The sequence below is a fragment of the Streptomyces sp. Y2F8-2 genome (genome assembly GCF_014905555.1).
Lineage (GTDB): Bacteria > Actinomycetota > Actinomycetes > Streptomycetales > Streptomycetaceae > Streptomyces > Streptomyces cynarae.
Map to the genome: position 1 here is coordinate 287,207 of NZ_BNGS01000012.1, position 20,190 is coordinate 307,396.

Annotated in this window: 21 protein-coding genes; 11 read left to right on the plus strand and 10 right to left on the minus strand. The window is 72.4% G+C overall.

What is annotated here, in order from left to right:
- Positions 1-2 precede the first annotated feature (2 nt).
- Entirely contained in the window at positions 3-374 is a 372-nt protein-coding gene (locus SY2F82_RS33680) for an aminotransferase class IV (RefSeq protein ID WP_200422864.1), read from the plus strand.
- A gap of 105 nt (positions 375-479) precedes the next feature.
- Here the strand turns inward: SY2F82_RS33680 and SY2F82_RS33685 are convergent, their stop codons facing one another.
- Both SY2F82_RS33685 and SY2F82_RS33690 read right to left on the minus strand, forming a co-directional pair.
- A complete protein-coding gene (locus SY2F82_RS33685; protein ID WP_374707227.1) occupies positions 480-1,796 on the minus strand; it encodes a N,N-dimethylformamidase beta subunit family domain-containing protein in 1,317 nt (438 codons plus the stop codon).
- Positions 1,797-2,128: 332 nt separating this feature from the next.
- Positions 2,129-3,313 carry an AI-2E family transporter gene (locus SY2F82_RS33690; RefSeq protein ID WP_236041933.1) on the minus strand — a complete coding sequence of 395 codons (1,185 nt, stop codon included), beginning with the start codon at positions 3,311-3,313 and terminating at the stop codon, positions 2,129-2,131.
- Positions 3,314-3,521: 208 nt separating this feature from the next.
- On the opposite strand from SY2F82_RS33690, the gene SY2F82_RS33695 reads away from it, so the two are divergent.
- Positions 3,522-5,255: a GAF domain-containing protein gene (locus SY2F82_RS33695; RefSeq protein ID WP_308437806.1), complete on the plus strand. Its 1,734-nt coding sequence runs from the start codon at positions 3,522-3,524 to the stop codon at positions 5,253-5,255.
- A gap of 55 nt (positions 5,256-5,310) precedes the next feature.
- Here the strand turns inward: SY2F82_RS33695 and SY2F82_RS33700 are convergent, their stop codons facing one another.
- Both SY2F82_RS33700 and SY2F82_RS33705 read right to left on the minus strand, forming a co-directional pair.
- Positions 5,311-6,012 carry a response regulator transcription factor gene (locus SY2F82_RS33700; protein ID WP_200422866.1) on the minus strand — a complete coding sequence of 234 codons (702 nt, stop codon included), beginning with the start codon at positions 6,010-6,012 and terminating at the stop codon, positions 5,311-5,313.
- A gap of 236 nt (positions 6,013-6,248) precedes the next feature.
- Complete coding sequence (locus tag SY2F82_RS33705; protein WP_200422867.1) at positions 6,249-6,713, minus strand: cyclic nucleotide-binding domain-containing protein; 465 nt, start codon at positions 6,711-6,713, stop codon at positions 6,249-6,251.
- Between the two features lie 289 nt (positions 6,714-7,002).
- On the opposite strand from SY2F82_RS33705, the gene SY2F82_RS33710 reads away from it, so the two are divergent.
- The 6 genes from SY2F82_RS33710 to SY2F82_RS33735 all read left to right on the plus strand — a co-directional run bounded on the left by SY2F82_RS33710 (position 7,003) and on the right by SY2F82_RS33735 (position 13,898).
- Complete coding sequence (locus SY2F82_RS33710; protein WP_200422868.1) at positions 7,003-7,890, plus strand: universal stress protein; 888 nt, start codon at positions 7,003-7,005, stop codon at positions 7,888-7,890.
- 160 nt (positions 7,891-8,050) lie between these two features.
- Positions 8,051-10,429, plus strand: a complete 2,379-nt coding sequence (locus SY2F82_RS33715) for a phosphoketolase (protein WP_200422869.1) — start codon at positions 8,051-8,053, stop codon at positions 10,427-10,429.
- Between the two features lie 318 nt (positions 10,430-10,747).
- A complete protein-coding gene (locus SY2F82_RS33720; RefSeq protein ID WP_200422870.1) occupies positions 10,748-11,815 on the plus strand; it encodes a zinc-dependent alcohol dehydrogenase family protein in 1,068 nt (355 codons plus the stop codon).
- 19 nt (positions 11,816-11,834) lie between these two features.
- Positions 11,835-12,521, plus strand: coding sequence for a pyridoxamine 5'-phosphate oxidase family protein (locus SY2F82_RS33725; RefSeq protein WP_200422871.1), 687 nt, complete (start codon positions 11,835-11,837; stop codon positions 12,519-12,521).
- 51 nt (positions 12,522-12,572) lie between these two features.
- Complete coding sequence (locus SY2F82_RS33730; protein ID WP_200422872.1) at positions 12,573-13,295, plus strand: CBS domain-containing protein; 723 nt, start codon at positions 12,573-12,575, stop codon at positions 13,293-13,295.
- Between the two features lie 24 nt (positions 13,296-13,319).
- Positions 13,320-13,898 (plus strand): hypothetical protein, encoded by a 579-nt coding sequence (locus SY2F82_RS33735; protein WP_200422873.1) that lies wholly within the window; start codon positions 13,320-13,322, stop codon positions 13,896-13,898.
- Between the two features lie 60 nt (positions 13,899-13,958).
- Here the strand turns inward: SY2F82_RS33735 and SY2F82_RS33740 are convergent, their stop codons facing one another.
- From SY2F82_RS33740 to SY2F82_RS33750, 3 genes are all read right to left on the minus strand, one after another.
- Positions 13,959-14,612, minus strand: a complete 654-nt coding sequence (locus tag SY2F82_RS33740) for a CBS domain-containing protein (RefSeq protein WP_200422874.1) — start codon at positions 14,610-14,612, stop codon at positions 13,959-13,961.
- Positions 14,613-14,661: 49 nt separating this feature from the next.
- Entirely contained in the window at positions 14,662-15,117 is a 456-nt protein-coding gene (locus SY2F82_RS33745; protein ID WP_200422875.1) for a Crp/Fnr family transcriptional regulator, read from the minus strand.
- Between the two features lie 253 nt (positions 15,118-15,370).
- Positions 15,371-15,628, minus strand: a complete 258-nt coding sequence (locus SY2F82_RS33750) for a DUF1876 domain-containing protein (RefSeq protein ID WP_236041934.1) — start codon at positions 15,626-15,628, stop codon at positions 15,371-15,373.
- 196 nt (positions 15,629-15,824) lie between these two features.
- Here SY2F82_RS33750 and SY2F82_RS33755 point away from each other — a divergent pair, with 196 nt between their 5' ends.
- The gene (locus tag SY2F82_RS33755; protein WP_200422877.1) at positions 15,825-16,376 is read left to right on the plus strand and encodes a hypothetical protein; all 552 of its coding nucleotides are present in this window, start codon (positions 15,825-15,827) and stop codon (positions 16,374-16,376) included.
- Between the two features lie 261 nt (positions 16,377-16,637).
- Here SY2F82_RS33755 and SY2F82_RS33760 read toward each other — a convergent pair whose 3' ends face one another.
- The 3 genes from SY2F82_RS33760 to SY2F82_RS33770 form a co-directional block, all read right to left on the minus strand.
- The gene (locus SY2F82_RS33760; protein WP_200422878.1) at positions 16,638-17,198 is read right to left on the minus strand and encodes a hemerythrin domain-containing protein; all 561 of its coding nucleotides are present in this window, start codon (positions 17,196-17,198) and stop codon (positions 16,638-16,640) included.
- Positions 17,199-17,377: 179 nt separating this feature from the next.
- Complete coding sequence (locus SY2F82_RS33765; RefSeq protein WP_200422879.1) at positions 17,378-17,998, minus strand: L-threonylcarbamoyladenylate synthase; 621 nt, start codon at positions 17,996-17,998, stop codon at positions 17,378-17,380.
- A 171-nt stretch (positions 17,999-18,169) separates the two neighbouring features.
- Positions 18,170-18,700 (minus strand): pep a2, encoded by a 531-nt coding sequence (locus SY2F82_RS33770; protein ID WP_236041935.1) that lies wholly within the window; start codon positions 18,698-18,700, stop codon positions 18,170-18,172.
- A 237-nt stretch (positions 18,701-18,937) separates the two neighbouring features.
- On the opposite strand from SY2F82_RS33770, the gene SY2F82_RS33775 reads away from it, so the two are divergent.
- Positions 18,938-19,183, plus strand: a complete 246-nt coding sequence (locus SY2F82_RS33775) for a DUF5133 domain-containing protein (RefSeq protein ID WP_200422880.1) — start codon at positions 18,938-18,940, stop codon at positions 19,181-19,183.
- An 84-nt stretch (positions 19,184-19,267) separates the two neighbouring features.
- The coding region (locus SY2F82_RS33780) for a maltotransferase domain-containing protein (protein ID WP_200422881.1) at positions 19,268-20,190 on the plus strand (923 nt) is incomplete at its 3' end.

Consider the following 20,190-nt stretch of genomic DNA (forward strand, 5'->3'; position numbering starts at 1 on the left):
CCATGGCAGACGCACGCGCCTTTCACCTGGGCCCGACACTCCTGGGGGTGGTGCTGGAGGCCGCCCACTCCAGCGTGGTGTGGTGGGAGGAGGACACCCTGTGCCTGCCTTCACCGCACCTGCCCGTCCTGGCCGGGGTGACCGTCGCCCTCGTGCAGGAACGCGCCGCCCGGACCGGCGTCCGCGTGGCCCACCGCGAGCGCACCGTCGAGGAACTCGACGGCCGCGAGGTGTGGCTGGTGAACGCCCTGCACGGCATCCGGCCCGTGACGGAGTGGACGGAACGGTCCATGACGGCGGGATGTGCCGCACGCGCGCCGCAATGGCGGGGCTGGCTCGACGACATCATGGAGCCGTTGCCGGAAAGTCACTGAATTCCACAGCGCTTGAGGGAGACACGGGAAGGAGATTCGCTTTTGATCATGGGGCGACTCTGTCCCTGAAATGAGGACCGGTCGGCGAGGAACCGGGAATTCCTTTCATGCCGATCCCTTGTACACGTCCTTCACGTTGGGGCGCGGCGCGGGGCGATGGCGGGCGGCCGGGCCCAGCGCGAAGGCGTGCAGCAGGTTCTCCGTGGTCCGGGCGACGAAGGCGCGGGTGCGGGTGTCCATGCCGTGGTCGTGGCCCCCGTCCGGGGTGCCGGCCATCAGGGCCTCCACCCAGCGCATGGTGCCGGTGGCGAAGACCCCCGCCCCGCTCGGCACCGTGTAGTACGCCGAGTCGCTGGTGCTGCGCCGGCCGTTGCACACCAGCGGCGAATGGGCCGTGATCTCCAAGGGCTCCGGGACGGGGGCGCCCGGGGTGACCCGGTCGTACTCCACACCGACCAGATGGCCGAAGCCGTCCCCGGGGCGTACACCCGTGCCCTCGTACAGCCAGTGGTCGGCCGCGTGCACGACGTACGGCGCGTCCGTCGGATACCCCTCGTACAGCACGCCCGTCATCGACGACTCCGGGTCGGCTCCGGGGGCCTGACGGAAGTCCGTCGTCACCAGCGTGGGGTGGGTGCTGTAGCAGGGGTCGGAGCGGTAGGAGGACTTGTAGCAGACCACCGTACGGTCGGGCTGCGCCTCGCCCTGCTCGAGCCGGACCCGGCGGAAGCAGGTGTTGGCGCCCAGGAACGCCACGTTGGTGCCCGCGTCGCGGGCCTGGGTGACGTGCCGGCGCTGCTCCGGGGTCCAGTACTCGTCGTGACCGAGGCAGATGACGGCCCTCGCGCCCCGCAGCACCCCCGGGTCGCGGTGCACGTCCGTCCCGGTGGTGTAGGCGAGGGGAATCCCGAGCCGTTCGGCCAGCACCACCGCCGCCCGCTCGTACACCAGGAACTTCTCCGCGCCGCTGGAGTCGTAGGGCCGGTCGAAGCTGACGGCGAGGGACCGGGCGGCATACGCACCGGAGGGACCCTCGTAGAGGCTGTAACCGCCCCACCGGTTGTACGCCTGCCAGGTCGCCGGGGCGTGCATCAGCACCGTACGGCCCGCTCCCTGCGTGGAGCGCACGATCAGCGGGACGTACCGCTGGTGGCCGCCCTCCGCGTCCAGCCGCAGCAGATACGCGCCCTCCGGCCAGCCCGCCGTGCTGAAGGCGAGCGTGCGCTTCCAGCCGGTGCGGACGGTACGGGTGCCGGACGTCAGGTGCGGCTCGGCCTGGACGCGGCCCCGTACGCGCCCGGAGGCCCAGACCAGCCGGGCCTCGGCCCCGCCGTACCAGCCCACGCGGAAGGCCGAGACGCGGAAGGAGGACGCGGTCGTCGACACATACAGACCGCACTCCTCGCCCGGGGTCACGCTCACCCGGTCCGCATACCCGACGACGGCCGTCGCGGGACCTTGGGAGCGGATACGCCAATCGGGTGTCCCGGCGCGGTCCCGCTCCGCCTCGGGGCGGTGCGAAGCGGCCGCCGGCGGATGGTCGTGTGCGGAAGGGGGCGGGTCGCAGGCGGCGGCCGCCCCGGCGCCCGCGCACGCTTGAAGGAAGGTCCTGCGCCGCAGCCACGGTACGTGCTCCGTCCCGTGCCACGGCACCTCCCGCCGGTCAGGGCCCACATCTCCTCCCGTGCGTCCGCCTCGGGTGCCCACCGCTCCCCGCGCGAGTCAGCGTGGCACAGCACGCGGGGGCGCGCGCCTCAAGGAGGCGCCGGGCGCAGCGCCTGCAGCACCGCCCAGGCGACGGACACGAACGGCACGGCCACCACGGCACCGACCACGCCCGCGACGATGCTGCCCGCGAGGACGGAGACGGCGACGACCAGAGGGTGCAGGCGGACGGCCCAGCTCATCACGAGGGGGTGCAGGACGTGCCCCTCGATCTCTCCGATGACGACGATGAGCAGCACCACGGCCGCCGCCGTGATCGGGCCGCGCCCGGCCAGGGCGACCACGGTGGCCACGGCGAGCGCGACAGGCGAGCCGACCAGCGGCACGAACGTGGCGAAGAACTCCAGCAGGGTGAGCGGCAGCGCGAGCGGCACCCGAAGCAACAACAGGACGATGCCGACGAGGATGGCGTTGGTGCCGGCCACGATGATGATGCCCCGCGTGTACCCGGCGAAGGTCCGCCAGGCCGCGTGCCCCGCCCGGTCCCACGCCGGTCGGGCACCCCGGGGGAGGAGCTGGTCGCGCACCCAGGACCACAGGCGTTCGCCCGAGTGGATGAAGAAGACGGCGAAGAACAGCGCGAGGGCGAGCCCGGTGACCAGCTCGACGACCCGGCTCAGCCCGCTGAGTGCGCTGCTGAACACGGCCGCCCGGTGGGACGAGAGATACGAGCCGATCTGGTCCTGCAGATGCGAGAGACTCTTGTGACTGATCCGGAACGGCGGGCCCTCGAGCCATCGTTCGATCCTGTTGATGCCGCCGCGGAACTCCCCGGTCAGTCTTCCCCACTCGCCCGCCACGGCCTCACCCACGAGGGCGAACAGGGCGAGCAGGAGCAGCAGGCTCCCGACGAGCGAGACCGCGACGGTCAGGGGCCGTGGCAACCAGCGGCCGAGGAGGTCGGCCAGGGGGCGCAGCACCGAGGTGATCACCAGTGCGAGGAACCACGAGACGGCGATGAGCTGGAAGCGGCCCAGAATGGTGAAGACGCCGTAGACGACGAGCCCGACGAGGACCAGGCGCCAGGCGTAGGCGGCGGCGACGCGCAGCCAGGGAACGACACGCTCGGCCGCGGGCACCCGTTCGGCGGCCCGGGCGCGCGGAGGGAGGCGCACGGACGGGGACGGCCGGCTGCCCCGCACCACACCCACCCCGCGCCGCCCCTTCCCGCCCGCGTCCGCCACCACACCTCCCGCGCGCCGGCTACCGGTCACCTGCTGAAGTCAGTAGGCACCAACCGCACACGGGCCGCCACACCACGCGCCCCTACGGCCGACGCGATGGCCGCGCCCCGCGCACGCCGCCGACGGGTCACTCCGAGTGAGTGCAAGGGCCGCCGTCCGGGCGGAAAGTCAGTATCGTGAGGGCGGGAGAGTCGCCGTTGACCCGCACCCTGTCTGCGTGATCCGGTCGGAGGAATCGATGAGCGGGGAAGCGCGCGGGCGGTCCGAGCAGCACCTGCCGCAGCTGCGGCTTGACGAGCTGCTGGACGAACTGCAGGCCCGCATCGACGCGGCACGCGGCACCCAGGACCGGGTGCACCGCCTCCTTCAGGCCGTCCTGTCGGTGGGACGCGAACTCGATCTGGCGCAGGTGCTGCGCAGCATCGTCGAGGCGGCCGTGGTGCTCGTCGACGCCGAGTACGGCGCGCTGGGCGTCATCGGCGACGACCTCACGCTCTCCCAGTTCCTCACCGTCGGCGTCAGTGAGGACGCGCGGACGAGGATCGGGGCACTGCCCAGCGGGCACGGCATCCTCGGCGAGCTGATCCGCCATCCGGAGCCGCTGCGCCTGTCCGAGCTCTCCGACCACCCGGCCTCCTACGGCTTCCCGGCCCACCACCCGCCGATGCACTCGTTCCTCGGCGTGCCGATCAGGGTCCGCGACCAGGTGTTCGGCAACCTCTACCTCACCGAGAAGCGCGGCGCCGAGGAGTTCGACGCCGAGGACGAGGCCGTGCTCTCCGCCCTGGCGGTGGCGGCCGGCGTCGCGATCGAGAACGCCCGGCTCTACGAGGAGACCCGGCTGCGTGAGCGCTGGGTGAGGGCCAGCTCCCAGGTCACGAGCGCCCTGTTGTCGGGTGCTCCGAGCGCGGACGTGCTGGAGCTGATCGTCGAGCAGGCGCGCCGGATCGCCTCCGCAGAGGTCGGCATGATCGCCGAACGGGTCCCCGGGGAGGACGTGCTGCGCCCCCTGCTCGCGGTCGGTCGCGAGGCCGACAGGCGCCGCGGTCTCGTGATGTCCCGCCAGGACGGTTTCGTGGAGGCCGCGCTGAGCACCGCCGAACCGGTGGTCAGCCCCGACATCCGGCACGACCCCCGGATCGACCCGGATTCGGCGCTGTGGGCCGGGCTCGGCCCCGTGGTCGGTGTACCGCTGGTGGCGAGCGGCAAGTCCATCGGCGTCCTGGTGCTCGGGCGCACCGCGGGGCGCACCCCGTTCACGGACACCGACGCCGGCCCCCTGCTCGGCTTCGCGGGGCAGGCGGCGCTGGCGCTCGAGCTGGCCGAGCGGCGCCGGGACGCCGAGCAGATCGCACTGCTGAAGGACCACGACCGGATCGCCCGCGACCTGCACGACCTCGCGATCCAGCGGCTGTTCGCGGCCGGCATGACCCTGCAGAGCACCCAGCGCTTCGTCGACCACCCCGAGGCCGCCGAACGGCTCTCGCGGACCGTCGACGACCTCGACGAGACCATCAAGATCATCCGTTCCACCATCTTCGGGCTGCGCGCACACGGCGACCGGAGGCAGGAGGAGTCCGGGCTGCGCAGACGGGTGTCGGATGCGGTGACGGCGTCGGCCGACTCGCTGGGTTTCACGCCCGCGCTGCGCATCGAGGGCCTGGTGGACACCGACGTCCCGGGCGACGTAGCCGACGATGTGACCGCTGTGCTCGGGGAGGCCCTGAGCAACGTGGCCCGGCACTCCGGGGCACGGGCCGTGGACGTCCATCTGCGGCTCGGCGGGGGCGAGCTGACCCTCACGGTGGCCGACGACGGCTGTGGCGTGCCCGCCGGTGCCGTCCGCAGCGGCCTGCGGAACCTCGAGGAACGGGCCGTCGCCCTCGGCGGCACGCTCGGCGTGGGGGAAGGCCCGCAGGGCGGCGGGACACGGCTGGTGTGGCGTGTTCCGGTGCGGTCGGCGGGCGAGTGACGGGCGGCCGGTGGGTGACTGGCGGTGCGGGTCCCGAAGTGCCTGCGGGTACGGCTCAGCGGGCGGTGCGTTCCGCCGACTCGGACGGTTCCAGGTGGGTGGCGAGGACGGCCGCCTGGACGCGGCGCTGCACGCCCAGCTTGGCCAGCAGCCTCGAGATGTGGTTCTTGACCGTCTTCTCCGACAGATAGAGCCTCTTGCCGATCTCCCGGTTGGTCAGCCCGTCCCCGATCAGCGCGAGGATGTCACGCTCGCGCGGGGACAGGCTCGCCAGTTCGGGTGACAGGGCCGGCTGCTCGGCGGGGTCGGCGCGCAGCGAGTGCATCAGCCGCGCGGTCGTCGCCGGGTCGAGCATCGACTGGCCGGAGGCGACGGTGCGGACCGCGGACACCAGGTCGGAGCCCCTGATCTGCTTCAGGACGTAGCCCGAGGCGCCCGCCATGATCGCGTCGAGCAGCGCGTCCTCGTCGTCGAACGAGGTCAGCATCAGACAGGCCAGCTCCGGCATGTGGCTGCGCAGCTCACGGCAGACGGTGATGCCGTCGCCGTCCGGCAGGCGCACGTCGAGGACGGCCACATCCGGCTGCACCGCCGGGCCACGGGCGAGCGCGTGTTCGACGGTGTCGGCGTCCCCGACCACCGAGATGTCGGGTTCGGCCTCCAGCAGGTCGGCCAGGCCACGCCGCACGACCTCGTGGTCGTCCAGCAGGAACACCCGGATCGGGTCCTGCTCGCTGAAGGTGCGCGCCTCGGCCATGACGACTCCTCGTTCCCCTGTCGAACCTCTGCCCAAGGACGGACCGCGGGCCGCCCACTGTCGACGATCATCACGCGCCCCGCCCGCACGCACTAGGGCCGACCGGCCCCAGTCGCCGCCGTGTGCCCTTTTTGGCCCTGCCGCCGCGGACCGGCAGCCCCGTGGCGAGCCGTCCCCCGGAGCGACCGCCGCCCCTGAGGGGACCGTCCCGGTCACCACGGCCTGCCGGGTCCTCGTCAGCCGAAGCTGCCGCTGCCGTAGGGGGCGTACAGGTCCAGCAGCCGGGTGCGTTCCGAGCCGAGGCGGTGGGACAGGATGCAGCCCGCCCACTGGGCGACCGCGAAGCCGAGCACTGGGTCGTCCTGGCACATCGAGCGGACCGCCGCGGCGTCGAACTCGTACGCCCGTACCGGTGTCGTCGTCTCGGCGCCCAGGTGCCAGGCGTGCGGGCCGAACAGCCAGGACCAGCCGAGGAGTTCGTCGTGGCCCAGGGTCTCGATGACCGCGGCGCGGCGGCCGGGCACGTGCAGATCGAGGTCTACGGTGCCGGAGCGGATGATCCAGAACCGGTCGGCGCGTCCGCCCTCCTCGCACAGGCGGGTTCCCTGTGGGAAGGACACCTCACGGGCGGTGCGCATCAGCCGCTCGCGGTGCCGGAGGGACAGCGCACGCAGCATGCTGGTCGTGGGGGGAGCGTTCATCACGGCCTCCAGGGGGCGGCGTGGGGACCCGACGCTCCCAGCGTGACCCCGCCTCCCGTCCCCGGGCCATGGGCCACACGGCCCCCGGTCCGGGACGTCCGGCACCGCGCCGACGACCCCGGCCACCTGGGGTCGTGCGCCCCGGCCGGGCACCGCGAGGTGACGGGCCGGGCGTGGGGGCCTTGGGCCGTTGGGCCCCCTGATGGGTCCCTGTGGCCCCTGCGCGCGACGCCGTTCCCGCGCCAGGCTCGACGCAGGAACAGCAGAGCCCGGACAGGAGGTGCGCGCCATGGTCCGGCCGGTCACCGCGGGAGTCGACGGGTCCGGCGAGAGCCTCGCGGCCGCCCACTGGGCCGCCCGGGAGGCGCTGCGCCGGGGTGCGCCGCTCCACGTCGTCCACGCCTGGAGGCGGCAACCGCTCCCGGCGCCGTCCGGCGGGTGCGGGGACGACCGGCGCGAGGTGGGCGAGCAGATCCTGGAGCGGGCCGTGCGCAGCGTGCGCGCCGCGCATCCGGGGCTGGAAGTGGAGGCACTTCTGCCGGCCGAGTCCCCGGTGACCGCGTTGCTCGCGGCGGCCGCGGATGCGGAGATGCTGGTGCTGGGATCCCGTGGTCTGGGCCGCGTCGCCGGGTTCGTGGTCGGCTGGGTGTCCCAACGTGTCGTCGCCAGGGCAGCGCGCCCCGTGGTGCTCGTACGCGCCGGTGAGACCTCCGCCGACGAGCACCTCCCGGCCCTGGACGGCGTCTCTCCCGAGGAGATCCCCGAGATCCCCTTCCGCGACGTCGTGCTCGGGCTGGACCCGCGGCACCCGCTCGACGAGCCGATCGGGTTCGCCTTCGACTCGGCCCGCCGCCGCGGCACCGCGCTGCACGTGGTCCACGCCGTCGGCGACGTCCATGCGCACGCGGCCGCGGGGCCGGAGGTGCTGGCCGAACAGGAGCACCTCGTGAACGCCGCGCTGCGGCCCTGGCGCGAGAAGTTTCCCGGGGTCCCGGTGTCCGAGACCGTCTCCACTGGCCGCCCCGCCCCGCAGCTGGTGCGTGCCTCCACCCGTGCCTGTCTCGTCGTCGTGGGGCGCCGGACACGGGACGGCGTGTTCGGCCCGCACATCGGCTCCGTCGCGCACGCCGTGCTCCACCACGTGGCCTGTCCGGTCGCCGTCGTCCCGCATGCCTGACACCGGTCTCGGGACGGCGGTCCGACCCCGCTGCACCGTGCCGCCTGCCCGGTCGCCGTCGCCCCCCGGCGGACGGTACCGGCGGCGTTCGTACCCCCGCACAACGGGTACCCCAGCCCGCCGCGCCCGATGAACACCCCGACGACGTGTGGAGTCACCGATGCCCGACACCGAGCACCCCGGCACCGTACTGACCGACGAGGAGCTGCACACCCTCGACGCCCACTGGCGGGCCGCCAACTACCTGGCCGCCGGTCAGATCTACCTGATGTCCAACCCGCTGCTGACCGAGCCCCTCAGGCCCGAGCACATCAAACCCCGCCTCCTCGGCCACTGGGGCACCTCGCCCGGACTCAACCTCGTGTACACCCACCTCAACCGGGTCATCAAGGCGCGCGACCTGAACGCCCTGTGCATCTGGGGGCCCGGGCACGGCGGGCCGTCCGTGTTCGCGGGCTCCTGGCTGGAGGGCAGCTACAGCGAGACCTACCCGGACGTGACACGGGACGCCGAAGGGATGGCGAAGCTGTTCAAGCAGTTCTCCTTCCCGGGTGGCGTACCCAGCCATGTCGCCCCGGACGTGCCGGGCTCCATCCACGAGGGCGGCGAACTCGGCTACTCGCTCGCCCACGCCTACGGAGCCGCCTTCGACAACCCGGACCTGGTGGTCGCCTGCGTGATCGGTGACGGCGAGGCGGAGACCGGTCCGCTTGCCGCCTCCTGGCACTCCGACAAGTTCCTCGACCCCGTCCACGACGGCGCGGTCCTGCCGATCCTCCACCTCAACGGGTACAAGATCGCCAACCCCACCGTCCTGGCCCGGCTCCCCGAGCCCGAACTCGACGAACTGCTGCGGGGGTACGGCCACGAGCCGATCCACGTCACCAGCGACGACCCCCTCCAGGTGCACCGCGCCATGGCGGAGGCCTTCGACGCCGCCCTGGACCGCATCGCCGAGCTGCAACGCACGGCGCGCGAGGACGAGGGAGCGGAGCGGGCGCACTGGCCGGTGATCGTGCTGCGCACTCCCAAGGGCTGGACCGGGCCCGCCGAGGTGGACGGCGAACCGGTCGCCGGGACCTGGCGCTCCCACCAGGTGCCGCTGGCGGGCGTCCGGGAGAACCCCGAGCATCTGCGCCAGTTGGAGGCCTGGCTGAAGTCGTACCGGCCCGAGGAACTCTTCGACGCCGACGGCCGCCCGCGCGCCGACGTGCTCGCCTGCGTGCCCGCCGGTGCCCGCAGGCTCGGCGCCACCCCGCACGCCAACGGCGGGCTGCTCGTGCGGGGCCTGCCCATCCCTTCCCTGGACGACTTCGCGGTACCCGTCGAGAAGCCGGGCTCGGCCCTGCACGAACCCACCCGCGTCCTCGGCGGCCTGCTGCAACAGATCATGAAGGACACCGCGACGCGGCGGGACTTCCGCCTGGTCGGCCCGGACGAGACCGCCTCCAACCGGCTGCAGGCCGTCCTCGACGCCAGCGGCAAGGCCTGGCAGGGCCAGGTGCTCCAGGTCGACGAACACCTCGACCGGCACGGCCGTGTGATGGAGATCCTGTCCGAACACCTCTGCCAGGGCTGGCTGGAGGGCTACCTCCTCACCGGCCGCCACGGGCTGTTCTCCTGCTACGAGGCGTTCGTGCACATCGTCGACTCGATGGTCAACCAGCACATCAAGTGGCTGAAGACCTCCCGGCGGCTGCCCTGGCGCGCCCCCATCGCCTCCCTCAACTACCTGCTGACCTCGCACGTGTGGCGCCAGGACCACAACGGCTTCTCCCACCAGGACCCCGGCTTCGTCGACCACGTCCTCAACAAGAGCCCGGAGGTGGTCCGGGTCTATCTGCCGCCGGACGCCAACACACTGCTGTCCGTCGCGGACCACGCCCTGCGCAGCCGCGACTACGTCAACGTGATCGTGGCGGGCAAGCAGCCGTGCTTCGACTGGCTGTCCCTGGACCAGGCCCGCGCCCACTGTGCGCGCGGTGCCGGGATCTGGGACTGGGCGGGCACCGAGAACGGCGGAGAGCCCGACGTGGTCCTCGCCTGCGCCGGAGACGTGCCGACGCAGGAGGTGCTGGCCGCCGCGCAACTACTGCGCCGGCACCTGCCCGAACTCGCGGTCCGGGTGGTCAACGTGGTCGACATGGCCCGGCTGATGCCGCGCGAGGAACATCCGCACGGCATGCCGGACTTCGAGTACGACGGCCTGTTCACCGCCGACAAGCCCGTGATCTTCGCCTACCACGGCTACCCGTGGCTGATCCACCGCCTGGCCTACCGCCGCACCGGCCACCGGAACCTGCACGTGCGCGGCTACAAGGAGGCCGGGACCACGACCACGCCGTTCGACATGGTGGTCCGCAACGACCTCGACCGCTACCGCCTGGTCATGGACGTCATCGACCGCGTCCCCGGCCTCGCGGTGCGTGCCGCCGCCGTGCGCCAGCAGATGGCCGACGCCCGCACCCGCCACGAGGCGTGGATCCGCGATCACGGTACGGACATGCCGGAGGTCGCCGACTGGACCTGGGCGTCCTGACCCCATCTGTCCAGGGCCGGGGACCTCCTAGTGGCAGGGGTGGCCTCCGGAGCGGCGGCAGGATCGCGCCCGGCTTCGGCGACGCTCAGCAGAAGCAGGGGCGCGCGGAGGGGTACTCGAAAGGCCCGTCCACATCCAGCTCGTGCGGTCCGCCAGGGCCGGCCGGTGATCGGGGGCCGACCGGCCCAAGCAGAACCCCGCAAGGTGGGACAAGCTGGATGTAATGGGGAAGTCCGGCTCGACGCCGGATGTACCGCCGTACCGGCTTCCGGACGGTCCCCGGGCCCTGGCGCCCGGGGGGAGGAAGGAAGGATCGTCATGAAGGGCTTCGTCTTCCACGGCCCCGGAAAGTCCGCCTGGGAGGAGGTCCCGGACCCGGACATCAAGGAATCCACCGACGCGATCGTGCGCGTCGAGACCACCACCATCTGCGGGACGGATCTGCACATCCTCAAGGGCGACGTGCCCGAGGTGCGCCCCGGCACGGTGCTGGGGCACGAGGCGGTCGGCGAGATCGTGGAGGCCGGACGGGACCTGCACGCCGTACAGCCGGGGGAGCGCGTCCTGGTCTCCTGCATCACCGCCTGCGGCCGGTGCGGGTACTGCTGGGAGCGGACGTACGGCCAGTGCCGCGGAGGCGGCGGCTGGACCCTCGGGCATGTCATCGACGGAACGCAGGCCGAGTACGTCCGGGTGCCCTACGCCGACCTGTCCGTGCACGCCATGCCCGGCACGGTCGACAGCAAGGACGCCGTGCTGCTCGCGGACATCTTCCCCACCGCCTACGAGGTGGGCGTGCTCAACGGACACGTCCGCCCCGGGGACAGCGTGGTCGTCGTCGGAGCCGGCCCCATCGGGCTCGCGGCGATCGCCACCGCCCGGCTGTTCGCCCCCGAGCGGATCGTCGCGGTGGACCCGGCCGCGATGCGGCTGGACGCCGCCAAGGGGCTCGGCGCCGACGCCCTGGCCGACCCAGCCGACGCCCAGGAGCTGATCGCCGACCTCACCGACGGACTGGGCGCGGACGTGGTCATCGAGGCGGTCGGAGTGCCGGAGAGCTTCGAGTTGTGCACACGCGTGGTGCGGCCCGGCGGGCACATCGCCAACGTCGGCGTGCACGGGCGGCCCGTGACCCTGCACCTGGAGGACCTGTGGAGCAGGAACGTCACCATCACCACCGGCCTGGTCGACACGTACTCCACGCCCACGCTGCTGCGGATGGCGGCCGCCGGCCGGCTGCCCACCTCGTCGCTGGTCACGCACACCTTCCCGCTGGAGCAGATGGAGGAGGCGTACGACGTCTTCGGCCGGGGCGCCGACACCGGCGCGCTCAAGGTCGTACTGGGCGGGGAGCAGCACGAAGTCGTCGCCGTCCGGGCGACCTGACGGAAGGAAGTGACGCGCCATGCCCACACACGCATCGCCGGACGCGGTGGAGGGTCACCAGGGTCACCACCCACCCGGCAATCTCGGACGCCGGATCGCCCTGCGGCGCGAGGAGCTCGGACTGTCCCGCAAGGAGGCGGCGTGCCGGGCCGGCATGGCCTCCAGCTATCTGCAGTACCTGGAGGAGCAACCCACCGCGGCGCCCGGCGTCAGCACCCTGCTGAGGCTGGCCGGCGCACTGGAGACCACCGTGCTCGAACTCACCGGCGGGGACGTCGACCTGCCGCCCGGCCTCGGACAGGCCGGAGGGCACCCGAAGTTCACCGAACTCAGCATCCGGGAGTGCCGGGACCTGCTGTGCACGCACGGCGTGGGGCGGCTCGCGGTGCCCACGGAGTCGGGGCCGGTGATCGTTCCCGTCAACTACGGCGTCGTCGGCGGCTCGATCGTCTTCAGGACCGCCCCGGAGGCGGTGCCCTCGCAGGCCGCCGACTCCCAGGTTGCCTTCGAGGTCGACCGCATCGACGGATCGTTCAGCCAGGGCTGGAGTGTGCTCGTGTGCGGACACGCCCGCACCGTCACGGACCCCGACTCCGTCCGGCGGCTGGAGGAGCAGGCGTACAGCACGCCGTGGGCGGGCGGGCAACGTGATCTGTGGATCCGTATCGATCCCCACAGGATCACCGGACGGCGCATCACCGTGTGACCGGGCCGGCGGCCCTCGCCCGGACCCCTGCGGCATCGATCGGAGGACACCATGCACGGCACCCCCCACCTCGTCGGCGACGTCATGACGCGCAGGGTCGTCGCCGTCGGCCACGCGGCGACGTTCAAGGACATCGTCAAGGCCATGGGGCAGTGGAAGGTCAGCGCCCTGCCCGTCCTGCGGGAGGGCAACCGGGTCGTCGGCGTCGTCTCCGAGGCCGACCTGCTGCGCAAGCAGGAGCTCCGCGACGGCGAACCCGGCCGGTACGCGTCGCTGGAGCGGGCGGCCGACCTCGCCAAGGCCGACGCGGTGACCGCCGAGGAGCTCATGACCGCGCCCGCCGTCACGGTCCACGTGGACGCCACCCTCGCCCAGGCCGCCCGGACCATGGCCCGGGCCAGGGTGAAACGTCTCCCGGTCGTCGACGACAGGGGCACGCTGCTCGGCATCGTCAGCCGTTCCGACCTGCTCGAGGTGTACCTGCGCGACGACGAGGACATCGCCGAGGAGATCCGCCGCGAGATCGTCGCCCGTCTGTTCCCCGCCCCCTTGGAGCCGATCCGCGTGGAGGTGCGGGACGGCGTCGTGCGGCTCACCGGCCGGATCCGCGACACCGGTCTGGTGCCCGTCACCGCACGGCTGGTGCGGGGCGTCGAGGGCGTGGTGGACGTGGACTGCGCGCTCATGGGGCCGCCCCGGGTTCCGGACCTCGAGGCCGACTTCCCGCAGGACGAGGTGTCGCGGTGGCCCCGGAGAGCCGACAGCGTCACATGACGCGCCCCGAGAAGGTGACGACCGATGGCGACGACCTGTCGTACGGCGGGGACCAGGGTGTGGCTGTGGCGGTGGCGACGCAATCCGCTGCTGCGGCGCAGCGACCGCTTCGAGGCCTGGATCGTCCTCGTCACCTGGTTGCTGGTCCTGCTGGCCGGGGTGCTCGCGGGGCGAGCGGGGGCGGGGGCCGTGGAACACGGTCTGGCCGTCCGGGCCGCCCACTCCCACCCCGTGCGGGCCGTGCTGACCCAGGACGCGGCGAGAACCACGGAAGATGCGCACGCCTACGGCGACGGTGGCGTGTGGGCGAACGTCCGCTGGAGCGCACCCGGAGGCCCGCACACGGGTCTGGCGAGGGTCGAGCCCGGGCTGAAGGCGGGAGACCCGGTAACCGTGTGGACGGACGACGCCGGGAACCTGGTGTCCAAACCGGCCACCGGAGCCGAGACACGGTTGCAGGCGTCGCTCGTCGGCACGATCGTCGGCTCCGGTGCCGCGGGCGGAGTGCTGGCCTGCGGGTGGCTGGTGCGCGGGCGCCTGGAGCGGCAGCGCATGGAGGAATGGGCCCGGGAGTGGGAGTGCGTCGGGCCGCAGTGGCGGTAGGGACCTGCTGAAGCGCGCGCCTGTTGACGCGCGCGGCCCGCTGAAGCGGGTGGTCGGCGGTCAGCCCGTCTCGGCCCCGGAGAGGTGGCAGTCCACGTCGACCACGCCCTCGACGGCACGCGCCAGCCGGACGGTCATGGGGATCACGGTCGTGTCGCCGACCTTCCCCGTGAGGGTGACGACACCCTCGGCGACCATGACGTGGATCGGCTCCACGGGTGCGGGGAAGAGGACGTCGACGATGTCGCGGCGTATCTCGTCGGCGATGTCGTTGTCCTCCCGCAGGAACACCTTGAGCAGGTCGGCGCGGCTGACGACGCCTTCGAGCAGACCCTCGTCGTTGATCACGGGGAGCCGCTTCACCTTGCGCAGGGCCATGATGCGAGCGGCCTGGGCGAGGGTCGAGTCGGCGTGCACGGTGACCGCCGGAGCGGTCATCAGCTCGCCCGCGGTCACCGCCCCGGCCTTGCCCAGGTCGGACAGGCGCCGCATCTGCGTGTACGAATCCGGATCGCTGTCGCGGAACCCCTCCTTGGGCAGCAGGTCGGCCTCGGAGACCACGCCGACCACCCGGCCCTCGCCCTCCAGCACGGGCAGCGCGCTGACCTTCCACTGCTCCATGAGCTTGACGATGTCCTTGAACGGGGCGTCACGGCCGACGGCGACGACGGTGTGCGTCATCACGTCGCTGACGACGTGCGGGCCGGCGGTCACGATTCCTCCTCGGGCTCGGACGCGGTCCCCGGCGGTCGGGGACCGGCTCTCAGGGGCTGCCGCTGCCGTAGGGGCCGTACAGGTCGAGCAGCCGGATGCGGGCCGCGTTCAGCCGGTGGGCGAGGACCTGGCCCACCCAGACGGCGACGGCACGGCCGAACTCGGGGTCCTCGGCGCACATCGCCCGCACGGTCACCGCGTCGAACTCGTAGGCCCGCACCGGGGACATGGCCTCGGCACCCAACTGCCAGACATGCGGTTCGAAGTGCCAGGACCAGCCGACCAGCTCGCCGTGGCCCAGCGACTCGATGACGGCGGGCCGGCGGCCGGGCACATGCACGTCCAGAGCCACGGTGCCGGTCCGTACGATCCAGAACCGGTCGGCCCGCCGGCCTTCCTCGAACAGCCGGGTCCCCTCGTCGAAGGAGACCTCGCGGGCGATCCGCATCAGCCGCTCGCGGTGCTCGGCGGGAAGGGCCGCGCCCACGGTGGTGACAGAGGCCATGGCTTCACTGTCCTTTCGTTCCTGCCGCCGCGACGGCCGGGCAGACCGCACCCGGCGCCGGGACTCCACAGGACGCACGGGGCGGGAAGGACCCATCCGGTTCTCTCGGATCCTGATTGCGCGGTGCGCGGCCGCCGGCCGCTTCTCCGCGTCTTTCGCAGGTCCTTCCCGTCACCATCAGCACACCACGCGCCCGCGGCGACCACCAGGGCCGATCGGCCCCATGGCCCTCCGGGTGCGCGGAGGACAGCCGTCACGGTTCGGCAGGGCCCGCCATCTGGACGATGTCCTCGGAGGCGACGTCGTGCAGCCGGATGGCCAGGTCCTCCAGCGCCCGGCTGGCGGCGAGCTCGTCGCCGATCTCGGGGATCGGCCGGTCGGCGGGGTTGCGCCGGGCCTCGCCCCTGCCGGCGACGGTCGACGCGTCAGGCGCCCTCAGCACGGCGCGGGCATGGGTGTCGTCGCCGTCCTCGGTGATGTAGATGTCCACGGTCCACTGCTTGGCTTCCATCGGGATCACTTCCCCGCACCACGAGGTGTTCGTCCCTCTTCTTCGGCTTCTTCCAGCCTGCGCCTGTCTCCAGGCCAGGTCCACACCGGCGTGCCGCCGCCGGGAGCCGCACCTGTGATGGAACACACCGTTTGGTGGGCTCCCCATGTGATTGGCGCCATTTCTCCGTTTCCGGCCGGCCGGTAGCGTGACGCCGATGTCAGCCGATCTGTCCCCCGTCATAGCCGCCACCACCCAGTGGCTGCTGCGCTCCTATCCCGGGACCGGAGGAGCCCTGGACGCCGCCCTCGCCGAGGCCCAGGCGTCCCAGGCCGTCATGGTCGCCGCCTGGCTGCGCTACCCCACCGAGGCCGACGCGGCCCTCGTCGTGTTCGTCGGGCCCGGCGGCTCCGACCGCCTGGACTGGCTGACCGGAGCGGAGACGGCGGCCGTCGACGAGGCCGACGCCGGCTGGCGGACCTGGGTGGACGAGGTGGTCGCCAGCTGGGCGGCCTGCCTGCTGACCACGCCGTCCCTCGCCCGCGACGCCGTCGCGGCACTCGACGGCGGCGAGCACACCCGGGGGCTGGTGTTCGACTTCCGCAGGCTCACCGACCCCGGTGAGCAGGACCACCGGGCGGCGCCCCTGCTGCGCCACCCCGACCTGCTGGCGCCGCTCGTCGGCCTGCACCGGGACTCCCTCGTGAAGCGACTGCACGGCGAGCCCGTGGACGAGGGCGGCCCTGTCGGGGACCCGGTCGCCGGCTGAGGCGGGTCCGCGGGCGGCTGCTCCCGTCGCGTCCAGGCCGGCGGCTCCGGTGTCCAGGCCGGCGGCTCCGGTGTCCAGGCCGGCGGCTCCGGTGTCCAGGCCGGCCGCTCCGGTGTCCAGGCCGGCCGCTCCCGTCGCGTCCGGGCCGGCTGCTCCCGCGTTCAAGCGGGCTGCTTCGGTGTTCAGGCGGGCCGCCCTCCGCGTTCAAGCGGGCTGCTTCCGTGTCCAGGCGGGCCGCCCCCGCGTTGACTGCTTCCGCGTTCAGGAGCGGCCGCGGCCGGTGACGAAGTCGCGGACCCGGTCGACCAGGCCCGTCCCGGGCGCGAGCAGCTTGTTGAGCGGAGGTGTGTCGGGAGCCGCCGGGTGGGGGCGTGTAGGGGCCATCTTCTTGGCGGTGCGGATCTTGTCGCCGAGCTGGTCGAGCATCTCCTGGCCGCAGGCCTGCCGCAGCCTGGGGAAGAGGTTGTTCTCCTCGTCCTGGACGTGCGAGGTCACCTCGTTCTTCACGGTCATGAACGTCCGGTCGAACTCGGGGTCCTCGACGGAGCACCCCTCCAGCTGCTTGAGGGCCTTTTCCACCCGCGCGTGGTCGGCGAGCTCCTTGTCGGCGATCGCGCCGCCGCCCTCGACGTGCTCCCGCACCGCCGGGTACAGATACTGCTCCTCCGCGACGGAATGCCGTACGAGTTCGATCGTCATCTCGTCGGCCAGCTTGCGGCGGTCCTTGTGGCCGCTGGGCAGCGACTCGATCCGCTGGAAGAGACTTTCCACCTCCCGGTGGTCGGTGGTGAGCTCGGCGATGACGTCGCCACCGTGTGCCATGGCGGCCTCCCTGTGACGTGGCTGATGTGTGGGGCGGACGGCTGTCCGGGCCGCTTGTGGCAGCCCTGAATCGCCCGGACATCATTTCCCCGGACAAACAGGGTGTTAACGACACCCGCCCGTAGTCCCCGGATCGGCCGAACGGCCACCTCACCGGTGCGGCTGGGGGGAGCGCGACGTCACTCGAAGCGCGAGGTGTCGCCCGCTCCCTTGCGTACGATCTCGGGCTCGCCCCCGGAGAAGTCGATGACCGTCGTCGGTTCGGTGCCGCAGTCCCCGGAGTCGACCACGGCGTCCACGACGTGGTCGAGGCGCTCCTTGATCTCCCAGCCCTGGGTCAGCGGCTCCTCCTCGCCCGGCAGGAGCAGGGTGCTCGACAGCAGCGGCTCGCCGAGCTCGGCCAGCAGCGCCTGCGCCACCACATGGTCGGGGATGCGCACCCCGACCGTCTTCTTCTTCGGGTGCAGCAGCTTGCGCGGCACCTCGCGGGTCGCGGGCAGGATGAACGTGTAGCTGCCGGGCGTCGAGGCCTTGATCGCGCGGAACACGTCCTTGTCGACGTGCACGAACTGGCCGAGCTGCGCGAAGTCCCGGCAGACCAGTGTGAAGTGGTGGCGCTCGTCGAGATGGCGGATCGCCCGGATGCGCTCCATGCCGTCCCGGCTGCCCAGCCGGCACCCCAGCGCGAAGCAGGAGTCCGTCGGATACACCACGAGCGCACCGTCACGGATGCTGTCGGCGACCTGGCCGATCGTGCGCGGCTGAGGGTTGTCGGGATGAACGTCGAAGTACTTCGCCATCCGCCGAGTGTCGATCACGCGGGGGTGCGCTGTCCACGTGACCGAGCCTCGGGCGGGCATGTCCGTGGTGCGCAGGCCCTTGACGGCGAGTCAGGATCCCGGCTTCCGTCGGGGCCGAGGTCACCGGGCGGCGGGGTGTGCCGCCCGCCAGGGTCCGGCTTGCCGCGGTGGTCAGGCGGGGGCCGCGACCGGCTCGCGCCGTCCGTCCCTCGCGGCCTCCCGCTCCCGCCCCGTGGCGTCCGCCGTGAGCGGCAGTGCGCGCGGGAGGGGGCGCGTCTCGCGCAGACTCGGCGCGGGGGCCACCGGCACGAGCGCGGCGGGATCGCCGGCCCGGGCCCGTTGCGAGAACCAGATGATCTTTCCGCCGGCGTCGGTGGCGCAGCAGCCCCAGCCGTTGCTCAGCGCCGCGATCTGCGCCAGACAGCCGCTCGGCGCGTAGTGCGGCCGGATGTCGCGCTCGCTGTCCTGCACAGCCGTGATCAGGTGGTGACCGTTCCACCACATCTCGATGGTGGTGTTCTTGTCCGCGGCGTGGGCGTCGATCGTCCGCAGCAGCGCTTCGGCGCACTGGCAGACGGGTTCTACGAGGCTCTCCAGATCCCAGTAGCGGAGGTGGGCGGCCAGGATCCGCCGGACGTGCCCGATCCGCTCCGGGCTGACCTCGACGTCGAGGTGGTAGTAGCAGGGCGCTGCGGTCTTCATCGTCGTTGGCTCCTCACCGGCGAAGCTCTCGCTCCTCCTCGCCCCTGTGGGCCGGGCCCCGATCACGAAGCGTGAGCGGTCGTCGCTCTCGAGTCAGTCCCAGAGTGCGAGCACTACTCCATTCGTGCAACACGAAGCCCTCCAGCCCCAGTGGTTGAATCCCGAACAGGACGCTGAGTGATGAGCCGTGCACCATAGGTGAAACACTCAGCGCTGAGAGCGGAGGTGACCGGTGCCATGCCCCTGCCGGCCAGAGCCGAGGTCGCCAGACATCTCGAGCGGTATCGGGAGTGGGAGCGCCTGATGCTCGCGTCTCCCGACAACCGGGAGGTGCGCGGCACTTTCGAGAGCACCGGTCACAGCCTGTGCGTGCTCATGGGGAAGCGCTGCGCACGCGAGGCGGCCGACGCCGCCGAGCTGTATCTCCGCACGCACAGTGAGCGAACCGCACGTCCATCTCCGGCAGCTTCGACGGACGGGTAGGCAGAGCGCCGTACGCAGCCCTGGACCCATGACCGCGGAGCCGGCGCGCACCGAGCTCCACGACGGCGAAGGAGGCGAAGACGGATGGAACGGCAGACCGCGCACCGGGACGGGGCGAGCCCTGTCGCCGGGGGCGCGAGGGCCGCGATCGGACGCATACCGATCGCGGACGTCCGTCCGGCCGTCGACGGCGGCCGACGCCCCGTCAAAGCGGTGGAGGGGGAGACCTTCCAGGTCAGCGCCACGGTTTTCGGTGAGGGGCAGGACGCGATCGGCGCCAACGTCGTCCTCTGCGACCCCGAGGGACACCCCGGCCCGTGGACGCCGATGCGCGAGCTGGAGCCCGGCAGTGACCGCTGGGGCGCCGAGGTGACCCCGCTGTCGACCGGTCACTGGACCTACGCCGTGGAGGCGTGGAGCGATCCGGTCAGCACCTGGCGCCGGCACGCCCGGATCAAGGTTCCGTCCCGCATCGACGTCGCCCTGGTCCTGGAGGAGGGCGCCGACCTCTACGAGCGCGCGGCCGGAGCGGTGCCGCAAGGACCGCTGCGGGACCTGCTGTGCGCGGCAGCCCGCGCCCTGCGCGACGAGTCCCGCGCACCGGTCGCACGTCTCGCGGCTGCGCTGACTCCCGAGGTGGATGCGGTGCTGGCCCGGTATCCGTTGCGTGAACTGGTGACGGTTTCGGATCCGTTGCCGTTGGTGGTGGAGCGGGAGCGGGCGTTGTTCGGGTCGTGGTACGAGTTCTTCCCGCGTTCGGAGGGGACGCCCGAGCGGCCGCACGGGACGTTCCGTACGGCGGCGCGGCGGCTGCCGGTGATCGCGGGGATGGGTTTCGATGTGGTGTATCTGCCGCCGATCCATCCGATCGGGACGACGTTCCGCAAGGGGCCCAACAATTCTCTGTCGGCGGGGCCGGGGGATGTGGGGGTGCCGTGGGCGATCGGGTCGTCTGAGGGCGGTCATGACGCGGTGCATCCGGATCTGGGCTCGGTCGAGGATTTCGA

Bases quoted from the DNA above. Each gene is read 5' to 3' on its own strand.
- SY2F82_RS33680 (WP_200422864.1), top strand. From the start codon at position 3: ATGGCAGACGCACGCGCCTTTCACCTGGGCCCGACACTCCTGGGGGTG.
- SY2F82_RS33750 (WP_236041934.1), bottom strand. From the start codon at position 15,628: ATGGAAGCCAAGCAGTGGACCGTGGACATCTACATCACCGAGGACGGC.
- SY2F82_RS33730 (WP_200422872.1), top strand. From the start codon at position 12,573: ATGCACGGCACCCCCCACCTCGTCGGCGACGTCATGACGCGCAGGGTC.
- SY2F82_RS33735 (WP_200422873.1), top strand. From the start codon at position 13,320: ATGGCGACGACCTGTCGTACGGCGGGGACCAGGGTGTGGCTGTGGCGG.
- SY2F82_RS33720 (WP_200422870.1), top strand. From the start codon at position 10,748: ATGAAGGGCTTCGTCTTCCACGGCCCCGGAAAGTCCGCCTGGGAGGAG.
- SY2F82_RS33715 (WP_200422869.1), top strand. From the start codon at position 8,051: ATGCCCGACACCGAGCACCCCGGCACCGTACTGACCGACGAGGAGCTG.
- SY2F82_RS33710 (WP_200422868.1), top strand. From the start codon at position 7,003: ATGGTCCGGCCGGTCACCGCGGGAGTCGACGGGTCCGGCGAGAGCCTC.
- SY2F82_RS33755 (WP_200422877.1), top strand. From the start codon at position 15,825: ATGTCAGCCGATCTGTCCCCCGTCATAGCCGCCACCACCCAGTGGCTG.
- SY2F82_RS33695 (WP_308437806.1), top strand. From the start codon at position 3,522: ATGAGCGGGGAAGCGCGCGGGCGGTCCGAGCAGCACCTGCCGCAGCTG.
- SY2F82_RS33770 (WP_236041935.1), bottom strand. From the start codon at position 18,700: ATGAAGACCGCAGCGCCCTGCTACTACCACCTCGACGTCGAGGTCAGC.
- SY2F82_RS33725 (WP_200422871.1), top strand. From the start codon at position 11,835: ATGCCCACACACGCATCGCCGGACGCGGTGGAGGGTCACCAGGGTCAC.
- SY2F82_RS33745 (WP_200422875.1), bottom strand. From the start codon at position 15,117: ATGGCCTCTGTCACCACCGTGGGCGCGGCCCTTCCCGCCGAGCACCGC.
- SY2F82_RS33765 (WP_200422879.1), bottom strand. From the start codon at position 17,998: ATGGCGAAGTACTTCGACGTTCATCCCGACAACCCTCAGCCGCGCACG.
- SY2F82_RS33700 (WP_200422866.1), bottom strand. From the start codon at position 6,012: ATGGCCGAGGCGCGCACCTTCAGCGAGCAGGACCCGATCCGGGTGTTC.
- SY2F82_RS33760 (WP_200422878.1), bottom strand. From the start codon at position 17,198: ATGGCACACGGTGGCGACGTCATCGCCGAGCTCACCACCGACCACCGG.
- SY2F82_RS33775 (WP_200422880.1), top strand. From the start codon at position 18,938: ATGCCCCTGCCGGCCAGAGCCGAGGTCGCCAGACATCTCGAGCGGTAT.
- SY2F82_RS33705 (WP_200422867.1), bottom strand. From the start codon at position 6,713: ATGAACGCTCCCCCCACGACCAGCATGCTGCGTGCGCTGTCCCTCCGG.